Source organism: Streptomyces sp. NPDC002793 (genome assembly GCF_040295485.1).
Classification (GTDB): Bacteria; Actinomycetota; Actinomycetes; order Streptomycetales; family Streptomycetaceae; genus Streptomyces.
The window spans coordinates 1-20,140 of record NZ_JBEOVL010000073.1; the positions used below are offsets into that span (position 1 = coordinate 1).

At 72.1% G+C, this 20,140-nt stretch carries 15 protein-coding genes and 1 pseudogene; 8 read left to right on the plus strand and 8 right to left on the minus strand.

Annotated features, from left to right (window positions below):
- The first annotated feature begins 422 nt into the window (after positions 1–422).
- The 8 genes from ABT001_RS34215 to ABT001_RS34250 all read left to right on the plus strand — a co-directional run bounded on the left by ABT001_RS34215 (position 423) and on the right by ABT001_RS34250 (position 9,937).
- Positions 423–1,955, plus strand: a complete 1,533-nt coding sequence (locus tag ABT001_RS34215) for an aldehyde dehydrogenase family protein (RefSeq protein ID WP_351285434.1) — start codon at positions 423–425, stop codon at positions 1,953–1,955.
- Between the two features lie 74 nt (positions 1,956–2,029).
- Positions 2,030–3,601 (plus strand): GMC family oxidoreductase, encoded by a 1,572-nt coding sequence (locus ABT001_RS34220; protein ID WP_351285436.1) that lies wholly within the window; start codon positions 2,030–2,032, stop codon positions 3,599–3,601.
- Positions 3,598–4,650, plus strand: coding sequence for a quaternary amine ABC transporter ATP-binding protein (locus tag ABT001_RS34225; protein ID WP_351285438.1), 1,053 nt, complete (start codon positions 3,598–3,600; stop codon positions 4,648–4,650). Before ABT001_RS34220 ends, ABT001_RS34225 begins: the two co-directional genes overlap by 4 nt.
- On the plus strand, positions 4,650–6,629 hold the full coding sequence (locus ABT001_RS34230) for an ABC transporter permease (RefSeq protein ID WP_351285439.1): 1,980 nt from the start codon (positions 4,650–4,652) through the stop codon (positions 6,627–6,629). The genes ABT001_RS34225 and ABT001_RS34230 overlap by 1 nt, the downstream gene beginning before the upstream one ends.
- Position 6,630: 1 nt before the next feature.
- Positions 6,631–7,632 (plus strand): ABC transporter substrate-binding protein, encoded by a 1,002-nt coding sequence (locus ABT001_RS34235; RefSeq protein WP_351285441.1) that lies wholly within the window; start codon positions 6,631–6,633, stop codon positions 7,630–7,632.
- A 123-nt stretch (positions 7,633–7,755) separates the two neighbouring features.
- Positions 7,756–8,325, plus strand: a complete 570-nt coding sequence (locus ABT001_RS34240) for a PadR family transcriptional regulator (RefSeq protein ID WP_351285443.1) — start codon at positions 7,756–7,758, stop codon at positions 8,323–8,325.
- Positions 8,322–9,026, plus strand: coding sequence for an ABC transporter ATP-binding protein (locus ABT001_RS34245; protein WP_351285444.1), 705 nt, complete (start codon positions 8,322–8,324; stop codon positions 9,024–9,026). The genes ABT001_RS34240 and ABT001_RS34245 overlap by 4 nt, the downstream gene beginning before the upstream one ends.
- Entirely contained in the window at positions 9,002–9,937 is a 936-nt protein-coding gene (locus tag ABT001_RS34250; protein WP_351285446.1) for an ABC transporter permease, read from the plus strand. Before ABT001_RS34245 ends, ABT001_RS34250 begins: the two co-directional genes overlap by 25 nt.
- Here the strand turns inward: ABT001_RS34250 and ABT001_RS34255 are convergent.
- The 8 genes and pseudogenes from ABT001_RS34255 to xylB form a co-directional block, all read right to left on the minus strand.
- Complete coding sequence (locus tag ABT001_RS34255; RefSeq protein WP_502967574.1) at positions 9,930–11,126, minus strand: low temperature requirement protein A; 1,197 nt, start codon at positions 11,124–11,126, stop codon at positions 9,930–9,932. The genes ABT001_RS34250 and ABT001_RS34255 overlap by 8 nt on opposite strands.
- Positions 11,127–11,273: 147 nt before the next feature.
- On the minus strand, positions 11,274–12,368 hold the full coding sequence (locus tag ABT001_RS34260; protein ID WP_351285449.1) for a zinc-binding dehydrogenase: 1,095 nt from the start codon (positions 12,366–12,368) through the stop codon (positions 11,274–11,276).
- Positions 12,369–12,411: 43 nt separating this feature from the next.
- Positions 12,412–12,879 carry a DUF4334 domain-containing protein gene (locus tag ABT001_RS34265; protein ID WP_351285450.1) on the minus strand — a complete coding sequence of 156 codons (468 nt, stop codon included), beginning with the start codon at positions 12,877–12,879 and terminating at the stop codon, positions 12,412–12,414.
- A 102-nt stretch (positions 12,880–12,981) separates the two neighbouring features.
- Positions 12,982–14,874: an ABC transporter ATP-binding protein gene (locus ABT001_RS34270; RefSeq protein ID WP_351285452.1), complete on the minus strand. Its 1,893-nt coding sequence runs from the start codon at positions 14,872–14,874 to the stop codon at positions 12,982–12,984.
- Between the two features lie 98 nt (positions 14,875–14,972).
- A pseudogene (locus ABT001_RS34275) lies at positions 14,973–16,005 on the minus strand (cytochrome P450).
- 138 nt (positions 16,006–16,143) lie between these two features.
- Positions 16,144–16,968: a hypothetical protein gene (locus ABT001_RS34280; RefSeq protein ID WP_351285453.1), complete on the minus strand. Its 825-nt coding sequence runs from the start codon at positions 16,966–16,968 to the stop codon at positions 16,144–16,146.
- On the minus strand, positions 16,968–18,254 hold the full coding sequence (locus ABT001_RS34285) for a VWA domain-containing protein (RefSeq protein WP_351285455.1): 1,287 nt from the start codon (positions 18,252–18,254) through the stop codon (positions 16,968–16,970). Before ABT001_RS34285 ends, ABT001_RS34280 begins: the two co-directional genes overlap by 1 nt.
- A gap of 71 nt (positions 18,255–18,325) precedes the next feature.
- Positions 18,326–19,813 (minus strand): xylulokinase, encoded by a 1,488-nt coding sequence (xylB, locus tag ABT001_RS34290; protein WP_351285457.1) that lies wholly within the window; start codon positions 19,811–19,813, stop codon positions 18,326–18,328.
- Positions 19,814–20,140: the final 327 nt, after the last annotated feature.

Sequence of the window (20,140 nt, forward strand, 5' to 3'; positions counted from 1 at the left end):
CCATACATCCAGTATGCGGACGTCCCTCCGCCTTGCGATGCACCGCATCTGACGCCGCGCGCTGATCCACCGGGAATTGCGGGACAGCCCTTAGGCGCGGGCTCCGACGCCCCGCCTCCCCGGCGACGCCCGGCCCGCCGGCCCGCCGCTCCACCTGGATCGCCCCGGTCGTGCTGACCGGGGCGGGCCGGTTCAGGCCCTTTCGCGGTCACGCACAGACCCCGGGTGCACACCCTCCGCGACGCCGCCGACGACGGTCGCCGAGCGCCCGAAGTGAGCCGTCTCACCCAGAGTGAATATCTCGGCATACATCTCGCCGAATCGGGGAGGCACCCAGATCGCTGGTGCCGACCCCGGTCCACCGGCTCAGGTGCTCGGCCGGACCGGTGCGGAGCAATCAGGCACGGAAGGCAGATCACTACATGTCGGCTCCCCACCCGTCGGCGCACCCCGCCGCCGCTCTGGACACCCTCCACATCGACGGCACCTGGCGTGCGGCCGGGTCCGGTGCGACACGCGAGATCCTCGACCCGGCGGACGCCACCGTGCTCGCCCGCGTCTCCGAGGCCGGAACCGAGGACACCGACGCGGCCGTGGCCGCCGCACGCCGTGCCTTCGACGACGGCCCCTGGCCCCACCGGCCCGTCGCCGAGCGCGCCGACCTGCTCCGCAGGGTCGCCGCACTGCTCCAGCGGGACCGCGAGGAGATCGCGATCACCGAGAGCCGCGACACCGGCAAGACCCTGGAGGAGGGCCGTGTCGACGTGGACGACGTCACCAACGCCTTCCGCTACTTCGCCGACCTCGTCATGAACGAGAGCGGCGGCCGCGTCGTCGACGCGGGCGACCCCGAGGTCCACAGCGTCGTGGTGCACGAGCCGGTCGGCGTCTGCGCCCTGATCGCCCCGTGGAACTATCCGCTGCTCCAGGCCAGTTGGAAGATCGCTCCGGCTCTCGCAGCCGGCAACACCTTCGTGCTCAAGCCCAGCGAGGTCACCCCGCTCTCCACCGTCCACCTGATCCGGCTGCTCGCCGAGGCCGGACTGCCCGACGGCGCCGCCAACCTCGTCACCGGTGCCGGTGACCCCGTCGGCGCACGGCTCTCCGAACACCCCGACGTCGACCTGGTCTCCTTCACCGGCGGGCTCGCCAGCGGCACGAAGGTCGCGCAGGCCGCCGCGCCCACGGTCAAGAAGGTCGCCCTGGAGCTCGGCGGGAAGAACCCCAACGTCGTGTTCGCCGACGCCTGCGCCACCGACGAGGGCTTCGACACCACCGTCGACCAGGCGCTGAACGCCGCCTTCTTCCACAGCGGCCAGGTCTGCTCGGCCGGGGCACGCCTCATCATCGAGGAGTCCGTCCGCGACCGCTTCGTCACCGAACTCGCCCGCCGCGCCGACGCCATCCGGCTCGGCCGGGGAACCGTCGACGGGGTCGAGTGCGGTCCCCTCGTCTCCGCGCAGCAGCTCGCCAAGGTCGAGGCGTACGTCGCGTCGGCCCGGGAGGAGGGCGCGGTCGTCCGCTCCGGCGGCGCCCGCCCGGAGCCCTCGGACATCCGGCCCGCGAGCGGCTACTTCTACCGGCCGACCGTCCTGGACGGCTGCCACCGGGAGATGACGGTGGTCCGCGAGGAGACCTTCGGACCGATCCTCACCGTCGAGACCTTCCGCACCGAGGAAGAAGCCGTCACCCTGGCCAACGACACGGACTACGGCCTCGCCGGCGCGGTCTGGACCACCGACACGGGCCGCGCCCGGCGCGTCGCGGGCCGACTGCGGCACGGCACCGTCTGGATCAACGACTACCACCCCTACCTCCCGCAGGCCGAATGGGGCGGCTTCGGGAAGTCCGGAACGGGCCGCGAACTCGGCCCCACCGGGCTCGCCGAGTACCGCGAGTCCAAGCACATCTACCAGAACCTGAACCCGCGTCCCCAGCGCTGGTTCGCGGGCTGACCGGAAACGGCCCTTCCCCCGCCTGTTCGCCGTACGACGCACACGCAAGCACCTTGCAGAAGGAGCAGTGACCGATGCCCCCGTCCCCCAGCACCGCACGCCCCGAACCCGTGGACTACCTGATCGTCGGAGGCGGCACCGCCGGCTCGGTCATCGCCTCCCGCCTCACCGAGGACCCCGACGTCACCGTCACCGTCATCGAGGGCGGCCCCACCGACATCGACCGCGAGGACGTCCTGACCCTCCGCCGCTGGCTCGGCCTCCTCGGTGGCGACCTCGACTACGACTACCCCACCACCGAGCAGCCCCGCGGCAACTCCCACATCCGGCACAGCCGCGCCCGCGTCCTCGGCGGCTGCTCCTCCCATAACACGCTGATCAGCTTCAAGCCGCTGCCCGGCGACTGGGACGAGTGGGCCGAGGCCGGAGCCGACGGCTGGGACGCCGCCGCGATGGACCCCTACTTCGCCCGGCTGCGCAACAACATCGTGCCCGTCGACGAGAAGGACCGGAACGCCATCGCCCGCGACTTCGTCGACGCCGCCCAGGCGGCGGCCGGAGTCCCGCGCGTCGACAGCTTCAACAAGAAGCCCTTCCACGAGGGCGTCGGCTTCTTCGACCTGGCCTACCACCCGGAGAACAACAAGCGCTCCTCCGCGTCCGTCGCCTACCTCCACCCGCACATCGAGGCCGGTGACCGCCCCAACCTCTCGATCCTGCTGGAGACATGGGCGTACCGACTGGAGTTCGACGGCAACCGGGCCACCGGAGTGCACGTACGCACCGAGGACGGCGAGGAGGTGCTGCTGCGCGCCACCCGTGAGGTCATCGTCTGCGCGGGCGCGGTCGACACCCCCAGGCTCCTGATGCACTCCGGAGTCGGACCGGCGAAGGACCTCACCGCGCTCGGCATCCCTGTCGTCCACGACGCCCCGGGCGTCGGCGAGAACCTGCTCGACCACCCCGAGTCGGTCATCGTCTGGGAGACCGACGGCCCGATCCCGGAGAACTCGGCGATGGACTCCGACGCGGGCCTCTTCGTGCGCAGGGACCCCGATGCCGACGGCCCGGACCTGATGTTCCACTTCTACCAGATCCCCTTCACCGACAACCCGGAGCGCCTGGGCTACGAGAAGCCCGAGCACGGTGTGTCGATGACCCCGAACATCCCCAAGCCGCGCAGCCGAGGCCGCCTCTACCTGACGAGCGCCGACCCCGAGGTCAAACCGGCCCTGGACTTCCGCTACTTCACCGACGAGGACGACTACGACGGCCGCACCCTGGTCGACGGCATCAAGCTCGCCCGCGAGATAGCGAAGCGTGAACCCCTGGCCCACTGGCTCATGCGCGAGGTCTGCCCCGGACCCGGGATCACGTCGGACGAGGACATCAGCGAGTACGCCCGCAAGGTCGCGCACACCGTTTACCACCCGGCCGGCACCTGCCGCATCGGCGCCGTGGGCGACCCGGAGGCCGTCGTCGACCCGCAGTTGCGCGTCCAGGGCCTGGAGGGCATCCGGATCGCCGACGCGTCCGTCTTCCCGACCATGCCCGCCGTGAACCCGATGATCGGCGTGCTGATGGTGGGCGAGAAGTGCGCCGAACTGCTCCGAGCGACCCCGACCACCGGAGGCGATGTCCGATGAGCGAAGCCAATACCCCTGTGTTCGGCGTCCGGAACCTCTGGAAGGTGTTCGGGCCCAAGGCCGACCGCATCCCCGGCAGCGAGCACGCGGCACTGCCACCCGCCGAGCTGCGTGAGCGCACCGGCTGCACCGCAGCCGTGCGCGACGTCTCCTTCGACGTCGAGAAGGGTGAGGTCTTTGTCGTCATGGGCCTGTCGGGCTCGGGCAAGTCGACCCTCGTACGCTGTCTGACCCGGCTCATCGAGCCCACCAGCGGCACCCTCGCCATCGACGGCGAGGACGTCCTGGGCATGGACACCACCCGGCTGCGCGAACTGCGCCGCCACCGTGCGGCCATGGTCTTCCAGCACTTCGGGCTGCTGCCGCACCGCACGGTCCTCGACAACGTCGCCTACGGCCTGGAGATCCAGGGCCTCGGCAGGACCGAACGGCGCGCCAAGGCCGCCGAACTGGTCGAGAAGGTCGGCCTCGCCGGCCTCGAGGACCGGCGCCCCGCCCAGCTCTCCGGCGGTCAGCAGCAGCGCGTCGGGCTGGCCCGCGCGCTCGCCGTCGACCCGTCCGTCCTCCTCTTCGACGAACCGTTCAGCGCCCTCGACCCGCTGATCCGGCGTGAGATGCAGGATGAGGTCGTCCGGCTGCACCGTGAGGAGGGCCGCACCATGGTCTTCATCACCCACGACCTCAGCGAGGCGCTCCGGCTGGGCACCCGCATCGCGCTGATGCGTGACGGCGGCATCGTCCAGCTCGGCACCCCCGAGGAGATCGTCGGCTCGCCCGCCGACGACTACGTACGCGAGTTCGTCCGGGACGTCCCGCGCGAACAGGTCCTCACCGTCGCCACCGCCATGCGTCCGCCGACCGCGGGCGACAGCATCGACGGCCCCGCCCTCCGCCCCGGGGCCACCGTCTCCGAAGCCATCGAGGCCGTCGCCCGCTCCGGCGACCCGGTGGCCCGCGTCATGGAGGACGGCAAGCTGCTCGGCGTCGTCGACCACATGTGCCTGCTGGACGTCGTCGCGGGCCCGGGAGCCCGTGAGGTGACCGTCTGATGGCCACCGCCCAAGCCACCCGTACCGCCTCCGGCCCCCCGGGGACCGGCCTCCTCGCCGCGCTGCGCGCCCGGCCGGCCCTCGGCAAGATCCTGCTGCTGCTGGTGATCGCCTTCGCCGCCGTGCCCTTCGCGCACGCCCGCTGGGGCGGCGGGGCCTGGCCCGGTGCCCTGACCGTCGACCTGGGCGGACCGCTCGGGGAGGTCAACGACTGGATCATCGGCAACCGCGACAGCCACCCGTTGTTCCTGTACTTCTTCGGCCACATCAGCAACGCCGTCGTCCTGTCCGTGCGGGGCGTCTACCTCGGGCTGCTCGCCCTCGGCTGGGCCGGTGTCACCGCGGTCGCCGCGCTCGTCGCCTGGCGCACGGCCGGATGGCGCCTCGCACTGACCGCCGGACTGTCCTTCCTCGTCTGCGGGCTGCTCGGCATGTGGGTGCCGACGATGCAGACCCTCGCACTGATGACCGTCGCGGTCCTCGCCGCGGTGGTGCTGGGCCTGCTCCTCGGGCTGGCCGCCGGTCTCTCGGACCGCACCTTCCGGGTCCTGCGCCCGGTCCTGGACACGATGCAGGTGCTGCCCGCCTTCGCCTATCTGCTGCCCGTCGTGCTGGTCTTCGGCATCGGTGTCCCCGGCGCGGTCCTCGCGACCGTCGTCTACGCGGCCCCGCCGATGGCCCGGCTCACCGCACTCGGACTGCGCGGCGCCGACGCCGGCGTCATGGAAGCCGTCGCCTCGCTCGGCGCGACCGGCCGGCAGCGCCTGCTCAGCGCCCGGCTGCCGCTGGCCCGCAAGGAACTGCTTCTCGGCCTCAACCAGACCATCATGATGGCGCTGTCCATGGCCGTCATCGCCTCCGTCATCGGCGCCGGCGGTCTCGGCGACCGTGTCTACCAGGCGCTCTCCTCCGTCGACGTGGGCGCCGCACTCGCCGCAGGCATCCCCATCGTGCTGCTGGCCGTCGTCCTGGACCGCACGACCGAAGCGGCCGGGCGGAAGATCGGCACGGAGCCCACCGGGCCCATGGCCCTGCGCGGGGCACGCGGCTGGGGGCTCGCCGCCCTGATCGCCGCGGTCGTCGCCGTCGTGGGCCGCTTCACCGGTGGCCGCATCTGGCCCGAGGGCGGCATCGTCGCCGTCGCGGAACCGGTCAACACCGCCAAGGACTGGATGGTCGACCATCTCTACACCGGCATCCCCGTCATCGGCGGAACCGCCGACTGGGCCGCCCACTTCACCAACTGGATCCTCAACCCGCTCCGCGGCGGGCTGCAGGGCCTGCCCTGGTGGTCCGTCCTGCTGATCGTCGCCGCCCTCGCCTGGACCATCGGCACCTGGCGCACCGCGCTCACCGCGGTGCTGGCCATGGCCGCCATCGGGGTCCTCGGCGTCTGGGACCTGTCGATGGACACCCTCAGCCAGGTCGTCGCCGCCGTCGCCGTCACCCTCGTCCTGGGCTTCGCCATCGCCGTCGGCGCCGCGCGCAGCAGGCGCCTCGAACGGCTCCTGCGACCCGTGCTGGACGTCTTCCAGACCATGCCGCAGTTCGTCTACCTCATCCCGGTCGTCGCCCTCTTCGGCGTCGGCCGCGCCCCCGCGGCGGCGGCTGCGGTCGTCTACGCGCTGCCCGCCGTCGTCCGCATCACGACCCAGGGCCTGCGGGGCGTGGACCCCGCCGCGATGGAGTGCGCCCGCTCACTCGGCGCCACCAGCGGTCAGCAACTGCGCCAGGTCCAGATCCCGTTGGCGAGGCCCGCACTGCTGCTCGCCGTCAACCAGGGCGTCGTCCTGGTCCTCGCGGTCGTCATCATCGGCGGTCTCGTCGGCTCCGGCGCACTCGGCTACGAGGTCGTCTTCGGCCTCGCCCAGGGCGACCTGGCCACCGGCCTCGTCGCGGGCGCCGCCATCGTCTGCCTGGGGCTGATGCTGGACCGGGTCACCCAGCCCACCGCCCGCCGCCAGCGGAAGGAGAGCTGACATGGCTCGTACCCGTACCCGTACCCGTACCCGTACCCGCGCCCGACTCCGTACGTCCGCGATCCTCGTCGCGGCCGGCGCGCTGCTCGCCGTCACCGGCTGCGGCGCGGCGGACATGACCAAGCAGGCGTCCCCGTTCGCGGCCCCGGCCGACATCAAGACCGTCACGCTCTCCGTCCAGTCCTGGGTCGGGGCGCAGGCCAACGTCGCCGTCGCGCAGAAGATCCTGGAGGACCGGCTGGGGTACCGCGTCGATCTCGTCCAGACCGACGAGGTACCCGCCTGGGACGCCCTCAGCCAGGGCCGGGTCGACGCCATCCTGGAGGACTGGGGCCACCCCGACCAGGAGCAGCTGTACGTCAAGGAGAAGAAGACGATCGTCCCCGGCGGGGACCTCGGAGTCACGGGTCACATCGGCTGGTACGTCCCCAAGTACTGGGCCGACGAGCACCCCGACGTCACCGACTGGAAGAACCTCGACGCGTACGCCGACGAACTGCGTACCCCGGAGAGCGGTGACAAGGGCCAGCTGATGGACGGTTCACCGTCCTACGTCACCAACGACAAGGCGCTGGTGAAGAATCTCGGCCTGGACTACAAGGTCGTCTTCGCCGGTTCCGAGGCCGCGCAGATCACCCAGATGCAGCAGTTCGCCAAGGAGAAGAAGCCCTTCCTCAGCTACTGGTACCAGCCGCAGTGGCTGTTCAACGAGGTGCCGATGGTCGAGGTGAAGCTCCCCGAGTACACCGACGCCTGCGCGGCGAAGGCCCCGGAGGACATCGACTGCGCCTACCCGACGACCCCGCTCCAGAAGTACCTCAACGCGGACTTCTCGAAGCGGGGCGGGGAGGCGGCGGCCTTCCTGAAGAAGTTCACGTGGTCGGAGAAGGACCAGAACGAGGTGTCCAAGATGATCGCGTCCGACCGGCTGACGCCCGACGAGGCGGCCGCGCGCTGGATCGAACAGCACCCGGCCACCTGGAAGAAGTGGCTCGGCCGGTGACCTGAGCGGGTCGCCTGCCACCTCCCGTCGGCCGCCGCGGCACCACCCGCGGCGGCTGACGCGCGTCCGGACCTCCAGGGCTGACTATTCACTCAGTACATGTACTGGGGTTATAGTGCGTACATGAGTACCCGTCATGTGCTTCTGGGCCTGCTCGCCGGCGGGCCCTGCCACGGCTACGACCTGAAGCGGCAGTACGACGCACGCTTCCCGCAGGCCCGCCCGCTCGCGTACGGGCAGGTCTACACGACACTCCAGCGACTGGTACGCGACGGACTGGCCGCGATCGACGGAACCGACTCCGACGGCGGCCCGGAGCGCACCCTCTACCGGTCGACCGGCGAGGGGGCACGCGAACTGGACCGCTGGGCCGAGGAGATCACCGCGCCCGCCCCCTTCGTGACGAACGAGATCTTCGCGAAGGTCGTGGTCTCGATCCTCGTCGCCGCGGCCCACGCACAGCCTGGCCGGGACGGGCGGAAGCCCGATGCCGCAGCACACCTGAGGGCCCAGCGCGCCGCCCACATGGAGCGGATGCGCGAGCTCACCGCACTCAAGACCGCGCCGGGCGCCGATCTCAGCACGGTGCTCTCGGCCGACTACGCCCTTGTCCACCTCGATGCCGACGTGCGCTGGATGACCACCACCACGGCCCGCATCGACACCCTGACCGCGGAGGTCAACGGATCATGAACACACCGACAGGACAGGCCTTACCGGGGACGGGCGTGCTGATCTCGGCGCGCGGACTGCGCAAGTCGTACGGAAGGACGGAGGCGTTGCGGGGAGCGTTCCTCGACCTCCACGAGGGCGAGATCCTGGCCGTCACGGGCACGAGCGGCAGCGGGAAGTCCACCCTGCTGCACTGCCTCTCGGGAATCGTCCGCCCCGACGAGGGCGTCGTCACCTACGGGGGCGAGCGGTTCGACCAGTTGCCCGAGAAGCGGCTCAGCGAGCTGCGGCGCAACGACTTCGGGGTGGTGTTCCAGTTCGGGCAGCTGATCCCCGAGCTCACCGCGCTCGACAACGTGGCGCTGCCGCTGCTGCTCGCGGGTGTCCGTCGCGGCCAGGCGCAGCAGAGCGCGGGGGAGTGGCTGGAGCGCTTCGGCGTCCGGGGGCAGGCGGGCCTGCGCCCCGGCGAGATGAGCGGGGGCCAGAGCCAACGGGTCGCCCTGGCGCGGGCGTTGGTCACCGGACCGAAGGCGGTCTTCGCGGACGAGCCGACCGGAGCCCTGGACTCGCTCGCCGGGGAACAGGTGATGACCGCTCTGGTGCACACCGCGAGGGAGGCCGGTACAGCGAGGTACGGAGGATCGCGGCGGTCGAGTCCGCGTTCGCCTGCCTGGCCGGCTCCTCGCTCGGCTTCGCCGTGTTCGCCGTGCTCCTCGCCGTGACGGGGCACACCCCGCCCCCGGCGGTCTGGGCCGCCTTCGTGGTGGTCGTGCTCGCCGTCCCCGTGGCCGCAGCGCTGGTGAGCGTCCTCGCCCTGCGGCACGTGGTCGACTCACCCCTCGACCATGTGCGCAGGACGAGCCCGGACCGGGGGCGCCGGGCGGCGCTCGGCTCCCTGCTCGCGGCCGTCCTCATCGCCACGGCGGGCACGCTCTTCCTGTTTCCGGACGGCCAGGGCATCACGCCGTTCGCGCTGCTGGTGCTGGGCCTGGTGCTCCTCACCGGGGCGGGCGCGGTCTGGGTGACAGGGGCGTTCGCGGCGTTCATGGGACGCAGGCTCACCCTCCGCGCGAAGAGTCCGGCGGTGCTCATCGCCGCGAGCCGCCTCGCGCACGACCCATGGGCCGCCGCGCGGACCCATGCCGCTCTGCTGCTGGTCACGGTCGTCGGCGTGGGCTTCGTAGGGGTCCGCGGGGTGCTGCTCGCGTCTCTGGAGGCGGACGGACGCCGCCCGGTGGACCTGGCCTTCTACACCACCGGCATCGACCTCGCCGGGGCCGCCGTCCTGATCGCGCTGGCCATCAGTCTGTGCGGCATCGCCGTGGGAACCGCCGAGTCGCTGGCCACCCGTCGCGGGGGCCTGGCGGCACAGGTCGCCGCCGGGGTGCCCCACGGGGTCCTGGCCCGAGCCACGCTCCTGGAGACCGCGCTCCCGCTGGCCCCCGCGCTCCTGCTCGCGGGTGCCGGAGGGACGGTGGTGTACCTGGCGTACGCCACCGCCGTGGGCACCTCCGTGTCTCTGCTGCCGCTGCTCGTCCCCGTGGCCGTCCACGCGGCCTGCCTGCTGGCCGCGGCGACGTCTCTGCCGTTCCTGCGGCGCGTGGCGCATCCGGCCGAACTGCGGTTCACGTAGCGCCCGTCGAGAGGCCGGCCCCGCCGCGCGCTCGCGCCGCCACCACGAGCGTCGCGGCGACGAGGGCGGCCGCGAGGACGCCGGTGACGAGGACCGGGACGGGGGTGAACGTCGCGGCGAGCACAGCGAGGACGGCCAGGGGATGGATGAGGTCGTTCCGGCTGCGGAGTTCGTCCGCCCGGTGGTGCAGCAGCCACACCAGGGTGACGAAGACGGCCACCGGGACGGTGAACGTCGCCGCGGCGGCGCGGTCGGAGAGATGTCCGTGACCGGTGGTGTGGGCGACGTTGACCGCCAGACCGGCGCCTACCGCGGCAGCCGAGGCGAAGACCACGTAGTGGCCGTATCCCCACAGGATCGCCGCCCTGAGGCCGGTGAGCCGCCGCGGGGCGTTCTGCGAGAAGTACAGCCACCACAGGGCGAACACCGTCAGTACGCCGCCGACCACCAGGGTCGCGATGTCACCGAGTGCCGCTTCCTCGTCGAGGGCGGTGCGGACGGCCACGGTCGCCGCGGTGATGGTCTCGCCGAGCACGATGAGGGTGAACAGGCCGTACCGCTCCGCGATGTGGTGGGGGTGCCAGGTGGTCATGGCCGCGTTCTCGGCCCACACGGGGACGGCGATCTCGGCCAGGACCAGGACGGCGAACAGGGGCAGCCCCCAGTCCTCGGGAAGGGCCAGCCTGGCGACCCAGCCGACCTGCACGACCAGGATGCCGACCGCGTAACGCAGGCAGGAGCGCCGACGTGCGGCATCGGAGCGGGCGGCGCGCAGCCACTGGGTGACCATGGCGAGCCGCATGACGACGTAGCCCCAGGTGATGACGGTGAAGTCCTCGTGCGCGAGGGCCTCGGCCGCCCCGGCGGCCACCACGAGCGCACCGGCGATCTGCACGAGTGTGAGCAGCCGGTAGGGGACGTCGTCGGTGTCGTACGCGGAGGCGAACCAGGTGAAGTTCATCCACGCCCACCAGATCGCGAAGAACACCATCGCGTAGCCGAGGACCCCGTGCCCGATGTGACCCTCGGCGAGTTCGTGCTCGAAGGCGACCGCCGCCTGGGCGACCGCGGCGACGAAGCACAGGTCGAAGAACAGCTCGAGCATGGTCGCCGAGCGGTGTGCCTCGCCGGTGTGACGGGCGGTCATCGGACGGATCCATGGGCCGGAGGGGGAGTGGGACTGACTCATGCGTACCAGGTTTCGGCGGAGGGGAGGTTCGGGCCGCAGCCGGTGCGGTCGGCTCGGCGACAGGGTCACGTTACGACGCCCTCGGAGGCACGCGACGCCGACAGGCCGCCTCGCGGTGCCGGTCACGGCACCGTCCGCATGAGGATCCTAGAAGGACGTGATGACGACCCGCGCCACGTCAGGATCCCGGAGGGCGGCGTATCCTGCGTCGATCCCGTCCAGGGCGATCTGCCGGGAGACGAGGTCGTCGAGGTTCATGTGTCCCCGCAGATAGAGGTCCGCGTACCGGGGGATGTCGCGCCGCGGGTTCCCGGATCCCATGATCAGCCCCTGTATCCGCTTCTGCTGCAGCAGCAGCCGGGGCAGCGACAGTTTGAGGTCCCCTCCACTCCCGGCCAGGCCCACGACGTACACGGCGCCCCCGAGGGCCGTCATGCGCAGAGCCTGGTCCGTCGTCGCGGCCGTGCCGACGACGTCGAAGGCGTGCTGGACTCCGCCGCCCGTCAGTTCACGGACGGCGGTGACGGCGTCCGTGGTGGCGGAGTTGACCACGTCCGTCGCACCGAAGGCGCGCGCACGCCGCAGTTTGCCGTCCTGTACGTCGACCGCCACGATGCGGGAGGCCCCGGCGATCCTCGCCGCGCTCACCGAGTTGAGCCCCACGCCTCCGGCGCCGATCACGGCCACGGTCTCGCCCGCCCCGACGCGCGCGCCGTTGAGGACGGATCCCGCGCCGGTCAGCACCCCGCATCCGAGCAGGGCGGCCGGGGCGAACGGCAGCCGGCGGGGTACGGCGGTCAGCTGGTTCTCGTGGACGAGGGCCCGCTGGGCGAAAGCGCCCAGCCCCATCCCCTGGGTGACGGGGCTGCCGGCGCGGCTGAGCCGTGGCGCCTCCCGACCGGGGTCGCGCAGTGTGGCCTCGGGGCGGTCGCACCGGTACACCCTGCCGTCGAGGCACGCGGGGCAGTCACCGCACCACTGGACGAGGCACCCCACGACGTGGTCCCCGACCGTGAAGGCGGAGGCTTCCGGCCCGACGGCGGCGACGACGCCGGCCATCTCGTGGCCCAGGACCACCGGCGGGGGGAAGTCCGCGAACGCGTGGGTGGCGACGGTGAGGTCGGTGTGGCAGAGACCTGCCGCCTTCACCTCCACCATGACCTCATGGCCCGTCGGCTCGGCGATGTCGACGTCCCTCAGGGCGAACCCGGTGCCCAACGCGTCCACCACTGCGGCTTTCACCCGTCAGTTCCCTTCCCCGTCGGCCGTACCCCCTCGGACCCGTTCAGGCGCGTTCGAGGAAGAAGTAGTAGAAGGGCCCGTCCCAGCCGACGGCCTTGCCGTGCATGATGCCCATCAGGGTGTGGTCGTCGACCGCCTTGAAATGGTCCAGCACCGCTTGGCCGTCGTAGACCATGGTGGCCGTCGACTCGCCCCGGAACTCGATCATCCACAGGCTCGCCTCGCCCTTGCCGAGTTGGGTGTCGCTGTAGAACCTGCCGTCCTCCCCGCGCATGATGAGCGGCTTCGCGTCACCCGCCGAGTGGAACGTCTTCCCGTACCAGCCGGCCTTCCGCAGCATCCCGTTGAGCGGATGCCCGGTCTCGAACTCGCCGCCCCGCCACTCGCCGAGGATCTCCTCGACACGGACGGTCGGCAGCGCGGCCCAGACGGCGTCGAGCTCCTCGGCCGGGACGGCGGAGTCCTTGGTGCGCAGGGTGGCGAACAGGGTGCGCGCCTCGTCGATACCCATGGGGTCCCTCCCGATCGGTGATACAAGAATCCGTATTATGTATCACTGTTGCGATCGGTGCCAGGGGGCGGGTGGGCTCGGGGGGTGACGGCCGGGTGGCCCTCAACGGACGGGCGGGGCCTCCTTCTCCACCCCCGGTCGGTCGAACTGGACGCGGTACAGCTCCTCGTACCGCCCGCCGACGGCCATCAGCTCGTCGTGCGTGCCCCGTTCGACGACCCGGCCGTCCTCGACCACCAGGATCAGGTCCGCGGCCCTCACCGTCGAGAGCCGGTGGGCGATCACCACGGCCGTACGGCCCGCCAGGGCCTCGGCCAGTGCTTCCTGGACGGCAGCCTCAGAGGTGGAGTCCAGGTGTGCCGTCGCCTCGTCCAGGATCACCACCCGCTGACGGGCCAGCAGCAGCCGCGCGATGGTGAGCCGCTGGCGTTCGCCGCCGGAGAGCCGGTAGCCGCGCTCGCCGACCACCGTGTCCAGCCCCTCGGGCAGCGAGGCCACGAGGCCGTCCAGGCGGGAGCGGCGCAGTGCGTCCCAGATCTCCTCCTCGCCGGCCTCCGGCCGGGCGAGCAGCAGATTGGCCCGCACCGACTCGTGGAAGAGGTGCCCGTCCTGGGTGACCATGCCGAGCGTCTCGCGGATCGAGTCGGCCGTCAGATCGCGTACGTCGACCCCGTTCAGGCGTACGGCGCCGGCGTCGGTGTCGTACAGCCGGGGGAGCAGTTGCGCGATCGTGGACTTCCCGGCCCCGGACGACCCCACGAGGGCGACCATCCGGCCCGGCTCCGCCCTGAAGGACACGTCGTGCAGCACCTGCGTGCCGCCTCGCGAGTCGAGCGTGGCGACCTCCTCGAGCGAGGCGAGGGAGACCTTGTCGGCCGACGGGTAGCCGAAGGACACCCCGTCGAACTCCACGGACACCGGCCCGTCCGGCACCCGGCGGGCGTCGGGCTTCTCGGCGATCAGCGGCTGGAGGTCGAGGATCTCGAAGACCCGCTCGAAGCTGACCAGGGCGCTCATCACCTCGACCCGGGCGCCGGCCAGTGCCGTCAGCGGGGCGTAGAGCCGGGTGAGGAGCAGCGCCAGCGCCACGACGGCCCCGGGCTCCAGGCTGCCGCGCAGGGCGTAGTAGCCGCCGAGCCCGTAGACCAGGGCGAGGGCCAGCGCAGACACCAGGGTGAGCGCCGTGATGAAGGTGGACTGGAGCATCGCCGTGCGTACGCCGATGTCACGCACCCGGCCCGCGCGGGCGGAGAACGCGGCGGACTCGTCGGCGGGGCGCCCGAAGAGCTTGATGAGGGTCGCGCCCGGCGCCGAGAAACGCTCGGTCATCTGGGTGCCCATGGTCGCGTTGTGGGCGGCGGCCTCCCGCTGGAGGCCCGCCATGCGGGAACCCATTCGGCGGGCGGGTACGACGAACACCGGCAGCAGCACCAGGGCGAGCGCGGTGATCTGCCAGGAGATGGTGAGCATCACGGCCAGGGTCAGCAGCAGGGTGACGAGATTGGAGACGACGCCCGAGAGGGTGTTGCTGAACGCGCGCTGGGCGCCGATCACGTCGTTGTTGAGCCGGCTGACCAGAGCGCCGGTCCTGGTGCGGGTGAAGAAGGCGACGGGCATCCGCTGCACGTGGTCGAACACGGCCGTGCGCAGATCCAGGATCAGCCCCTCGCCCAGGGTGGCGGACAGCCATCGGGTGAGGAGTCCGAGCCCGGCCTCGGCCAGGGCGATCAGGGCGATGAGGAGGGCGAGCCGTGTCACCGTCCCGGTGTCCCCGCCTTCCACGATCGCGTCCACGACGCGCCCCGCCAGTACCGGTGTGGCCACCGCCAGAACGGCGGTGACCACGCTGAGGAGCAGGAAGCGGAGGATCCTGCCCCGGTGCGGCCGGGCGAAGGCCCCGATGCGGCGGAGTGTGGCCCGGGAGAAGGGTCTGCGGTCCTTCTCCGCGTTCATCGTGCTGTGCAGCGAATGCCAGGCGGTGACTTCCATGTCCATGCGAGTGCCTCCGGGGTCGGTCGGTATGCAGGGAACGGTAGGACCTCAAGTGAGCTTGAGGTCAACTCTTCCCGGTCCGCTTCACCCGTCGGGCGCGGTCAGCGCGCCCGTACGGTCGCCGTGATCTCCCGGTCCGGCTGCAGCGTCAGCGTCGGCACGGGGTTGACGGTGCCCGGGTCCACCTCCAGCCGGAACCGCCGCGCCAGGACCGCGAGGACCAGAACCGCCTCGACCATCGCGAAGCGCGTACCGAGGCAGACCCGGGGGCCGCCGCCGAACGGATACCAGGCGTACTCCGGGATCTCGTCCCCGTCCTCCGCGTCCCAGCGTTCCGGGCGGAACGCCGCTGGCTCGGGGAACCACCGCTCCTCCCGGTGGGTGACCCACTGGCTGCTCCACACCCGCGTGCCCTCCGGCATCGGCACGCCGCCGATCCGGGCCCCTTCCTTGGTGATCCCGGTGACCAGCCAGATCGTCGGGTACAGCCGGAGGGTCTCCTTCACCACCGCCTGGGCGTAGGGCAGCCGGGCGTAGTCGTCGAGCCCCGGCTCGCGGTCGCCCAGGACCCGGTCCAACTCCTCGGTGAGCGCCGCCAGTGCCCGCTGGGTGCGGGAGAGCAGATACCAGGCCCACACCAGCGTGGAACTGGTCGTCTCATGGCCGCCGATGTACAGCGTGACCGTCTCGTCACGGATCTCCTGGTCGGAGAGGTGCGCCCCGGTCTCGTCGACCGCGGTGAGCAGCCGGCTCAGGAGATCGGGGCGCTCCCCGTCCCCGTCGCGATGGCGCGCGACCACGCGCCCGACCTCCGCGTCGACCTCCGCGGCGGCCTTCCTGATCCTGGCCCGCCCGGGCGTCGGCACCCAGTCCGGCAGGACGGCGCCGAGGCTGCTGACGCTCCGTCTCAGTGAGTAACTCGCCGATGCACTCCGGGTCGGCGGCGAAGACGCAGTCGTTGCGGCCGAAGCGCCACCGCACCATGTCCCCGTACCCGCACAGGCGCCCGAAGAAGCCGAGGGGGTCCTTGCCGAACTGCGGCAGGCTGCCCAGGAAGGGGACGCCCTTCGGGCCCTGGACGAGGCGGTGACCGCGCGGCTCGGCGTCGAGGGGCGCACCGGTTTCCGTGGACATCGAGGACTCCCGTCATCTGCCGTACGCACGGGACAGCCCTTAGCGTCAGTCGCCGCGAGTTCGACGGACGTTCGCGGAGTCGCCCGCCGAGACGACTCGGGGGCCGCGGGCGATGGCCCGCGGCCCCCGAGCGGGGTGTCAGACCCCCGGCGGCACCCGGGACGGACGGCCGCCGCCACGGGTGAGGCCGTAGCCGAACACCGCCGCCAGCGCGGCGAGTACGCCACCGCCGACGGTCCACAGCCAGCGGTCGGTCCACCAGCCGGAGGACCAGCCGTCCTCGGGCTCACCGGCGGCCGGGGCGACGCCCTGCGCCGAGACGGCGGAGACGCCCGGCACCAAGGGCTCGGCGAGCGCGCCGTCCACGTCGTACGCGCCTCCCTGATCGGCGGCGGTGACCTCGGTCTCGACGTGGACCGGCAGGCCCAGGTCCTCCTCGGCCAGGCCGACCACCGTCAGGCGTACGTAGTAGCTGCCGGGCAGCGGGTCGGACGCCCAGGGTTCGGACCAGGCGCGCACCGTGCGCAGCACGCAGGACAGCTCGACGGTGCTCGCGTCCGGCGCCGCCTTCCTGGTCTGGTGGCCGTACATACAGGCCTGCCGGCGGCGGAGCCCGTCGTACACGTCGACCTGCCAGGTCGACGCGCCGTGCCGGGTGGCGCTCTCGGGCAGGCTCACCTTCGCGCGGACGGTGGGGCGCTGTCCGGCGTCGGCGGGGAACTTCCAGTACAGGTAGTCACCCGTGGACGCGTCCGCGGTGGCCGTCTGCTCCTGCTGGACCGGCGTCGCGGTGCGGAAGGTGGTGCCGGCCTCCGTCGGTCCCGCGTTCTCCCCCTCCGCCGGGCTCGCGCTCCCCGACGGGCCGTCGGCGACGGCGGTACCCGCCGGTGTGAGGAGGGTGACGGCCGCCAGCAGCGCGCCCACGCATCCGCGCCTCAGGGTGTTCCTGCGGTTGGTACGCATCAGTTGGTCCTCCATACGGCGACACGCCAGCGTGAGATCCAGCCGAACAGCAGGCCGGCGATCAGACCGGTCAGCACCATGACGCCGAGCAGCCACCAGCCACGGCCCAGGCCGAACGCGGCGACGTCCGCGGCCTCGTCGGGAGCGTCCACCAGGTCGACGGTCAGCTCGACGGGCATACCGGGAGTGGTCTTCACGGAGGCGGGCGCCGAGAAGGAGTTGCTGAGCTGGAGACAGACGGTCTCCGCGGCGGGCTTCACGTCGGAGACGTCGGCGTCGTCCTCCTCGGCCCTCGGGTAGCGCAACCCGGCCGATATGGCGTCCGTGCGCCCCGTGCCGGATTCCGCGCCCCGGACGATCTCCCGGCCGTGCGTGGTCACGGCGCGCAGCAGGACGCCGTAGTCGTCGTTGACGGCGCGGTCCGCCGCGACACTCACCGAGGCGCGCAGCTCCTGGCCCGGCAGGACGTCCACCCGGTACCAGCGGTGCTTGCCGATCTCCTGCCGGTCCGTGTAGAGCCCGGCCTTGAGAGCGGGGGCCGCGGAGCAGCTGCCCGCACCCTCGGTCGCCACCGGGGTGATGACCGGCTCGGCCGCCCGGTCCACCAACTGCTTGACGCGGCCCGAGAGTTCGTCGGTGTGCTGGACGGCGGTGTAGGTCCCGCCGGTGGCCTCGGCGATACAGGTCAGCTGCTGCCGGATCTTGGCGTTCGGCACCAGGCCCAGGGTGTCGATGACGAGGTGGATCCCACGGGCGGCGATCTCACGCGCGACCTCGCAGGGGTCGAGCGGGCCGCAGGTGTCCTCGCCGTCGGTGATCAGGACGATCCGCCGGGTGGCGTCCCCGCCCTCCAGGTCGTCGGCCGCGCCGAGCAGCGCGGGTCCGATCGGGGTCCAGCCGGTCGGCGCCAGGGTGGCGACCGCCGTCTTGGCCTCGGTGCGGTCGAGCGGGCCGACCGGGTAGAGCTGCGCGGTGTCCTTGCAGCCGACCTTCCGGTCGTCGCCCGGATAGTCGGCACCGAGCGTCCGGATGCCGAGCTCCACCTCCTCGGGTACCGCGTCCAGGACATCGTTGAACGCCTGCTTGGCGGCGGACATGCGGGACTCGCCGTCGATGTCGCGGGTGCGCATGGAGCCGCTGACGTCAAGGACCAGTTCGACCTTGGGCGATGCGGCGGCGGTGGGGGGTTCGTCGTCGGCGGCGGCCGGAAGGGCGGTGACCAGCCCGGCGGCCAGGGCGGCGAGCAGGACGCCCACCCCGGCCGTCAGCCGTTTTCTTATGATCATCGCCGGATCTTATTGAAGATCCACAGTCATCCCCAAAACGCGTGCGCGGGAGGCGAATCAGAGGCCCGGCCTCATCCGCCGAGCAAGGGCTCCGCAGCCCGGTCCAGCACCGAACCGACACGGTCCCAGGTCTCGGTGTCCCGTTCCACCGGCGGCAGTTCGGTGTCGGCGTCCTGCGACTTGGCGTTCCAGCGGGTGGCGATGGCGACCGGATCGCCGCCGCCCGCCGCGGAGGCGGCCAGCGCGGCCGCGCCGAGTGCGACCAGTTCGCCGCCGCCCGGCACGATCAGGGGCCGGCCGGAGAGCCGGCGCACGGTCTCCACCCACGTCCGGCCCTGTGCTCCGCCACCGATCAGCCGCAGCGGCCGGCCCGCGACCTCGGGGTCGGCCGGATCGAGGCCGCAGGCCCGCAACAGCTCGTCGAGCGCCCGCAGCACGGTGAAGGCCGCGCCCTCGTACGCCGCGCCCAGCAGCTGCTGCGGTGTGGTGTCGTGCCGCAGGCCGGTGAGGAGGCCGGCCGACGTGGGCAGGTCCGGGGTGCGTTCCCCGTCCAGGTAGGGAAGGAGGACGGCCTCGCCGCCGGGCGTCGCGTCGTCGCGGTGCAGGCCGAGCAGGGTGGCCACCTTGTCGACGGCCAGCGTGCAGTTGAGGGTGCAGCCCAGCGGGAGGTACGTGCCGTCGGCGCCGGCGAAGCCGGAGACGGCGGTGGACGCGGGGCGGGTCCGGGAGGCGGCGAAGACCGTCCCCGACGTGCCCAGACTCAGGACGGGGTGGTCCAGCAGCCCCGCGCCGCCCAGGCCGAGGCCCACGGCGGCGCTCATGTTGTCCCCGGTGCCGGCCGCGACGGCGATCCCGGCCGGCAGGCCGAGCGCCTCGGCCGCCGCCTCGGTCAGGGAACCGACGCGGGTCCCGCCCGTGGCGGCGACCTCCGGCAGCATGGAGAGGTCGAGGCCGAGGCGGTCCAGCAGCTCGGGGTCGTACGCGCCCGTCGCGGTCGAGTACCAGCAGGTGCCCGACGCGTCGCCCGGGTCCGTCGCGGCGACGCCCGAGAGCCGCTCCGTCAGGAAGTCGTGCGGCAGCCGCACGGCGGCCGTCGCCTCGGCGTTGACCGGGTCGTTCTCGCGCAGCCACCGCCACTTCGTCGCGGTCATGGACGCCACCGGCACCGTGCCGGTGCGCGCGGTCCACGCCTCGGGTCCGCCCAGCTCGGCGATGAGCGCCGCGGCCTGCGGTGCGGAGCGCGTGTCGTTCCACAGGAGCGCCGGGCGCAGCGGACGGCCGGACCGGTCGAGGGTCACGAGGCCGTGCTGCTGTCCCGCCACGGCGATGCCCGTGACACAGGACGCGGAGAGCCCGGACTCCTTGAGCCCGGCCGCGACGGCGTCGCGCAGCGCCCGCCACCAGACCTCCGGGTCGGTCTCGCGCGCCCCGCCCTCACCTGTGACGACATGCGGGGCGCGGCCGACGGCCAGCAGCTCGCCGGTCTCGGTGTCGGTGATCGCAGCCTTGGTGGACTGGGTGGAGCTGTCCACGCCGATGACGACGGTACGCGGCGGCATGGGCTACCTCTTCTCGTGCGGTTTCCGGTGATGCGGGTTTTGGGAGTGCGACAAACAAATTACGTGATGGGCGGCGTCCGGAACAGAGGCGGCCCCCGTTTCGTGCTCCGGGGGGTTACGTCCGCGCGGTGCCGTGTGCATAATTAATCAGGTCAGTGAACAAATAGGTCCGGGGCGCTGACGGCGACTCCGGACCCGAGGCAGGCGAAGGCGGACACATCATGACGGAGCGCTTCACCCCCACCCCCGCGGACAGGTTCACCTTCGGTCTCTGGACCGTGGGCTGGCGTGGCAACGACCCGTTCGGTGACGCGACGCGTCCCGCCC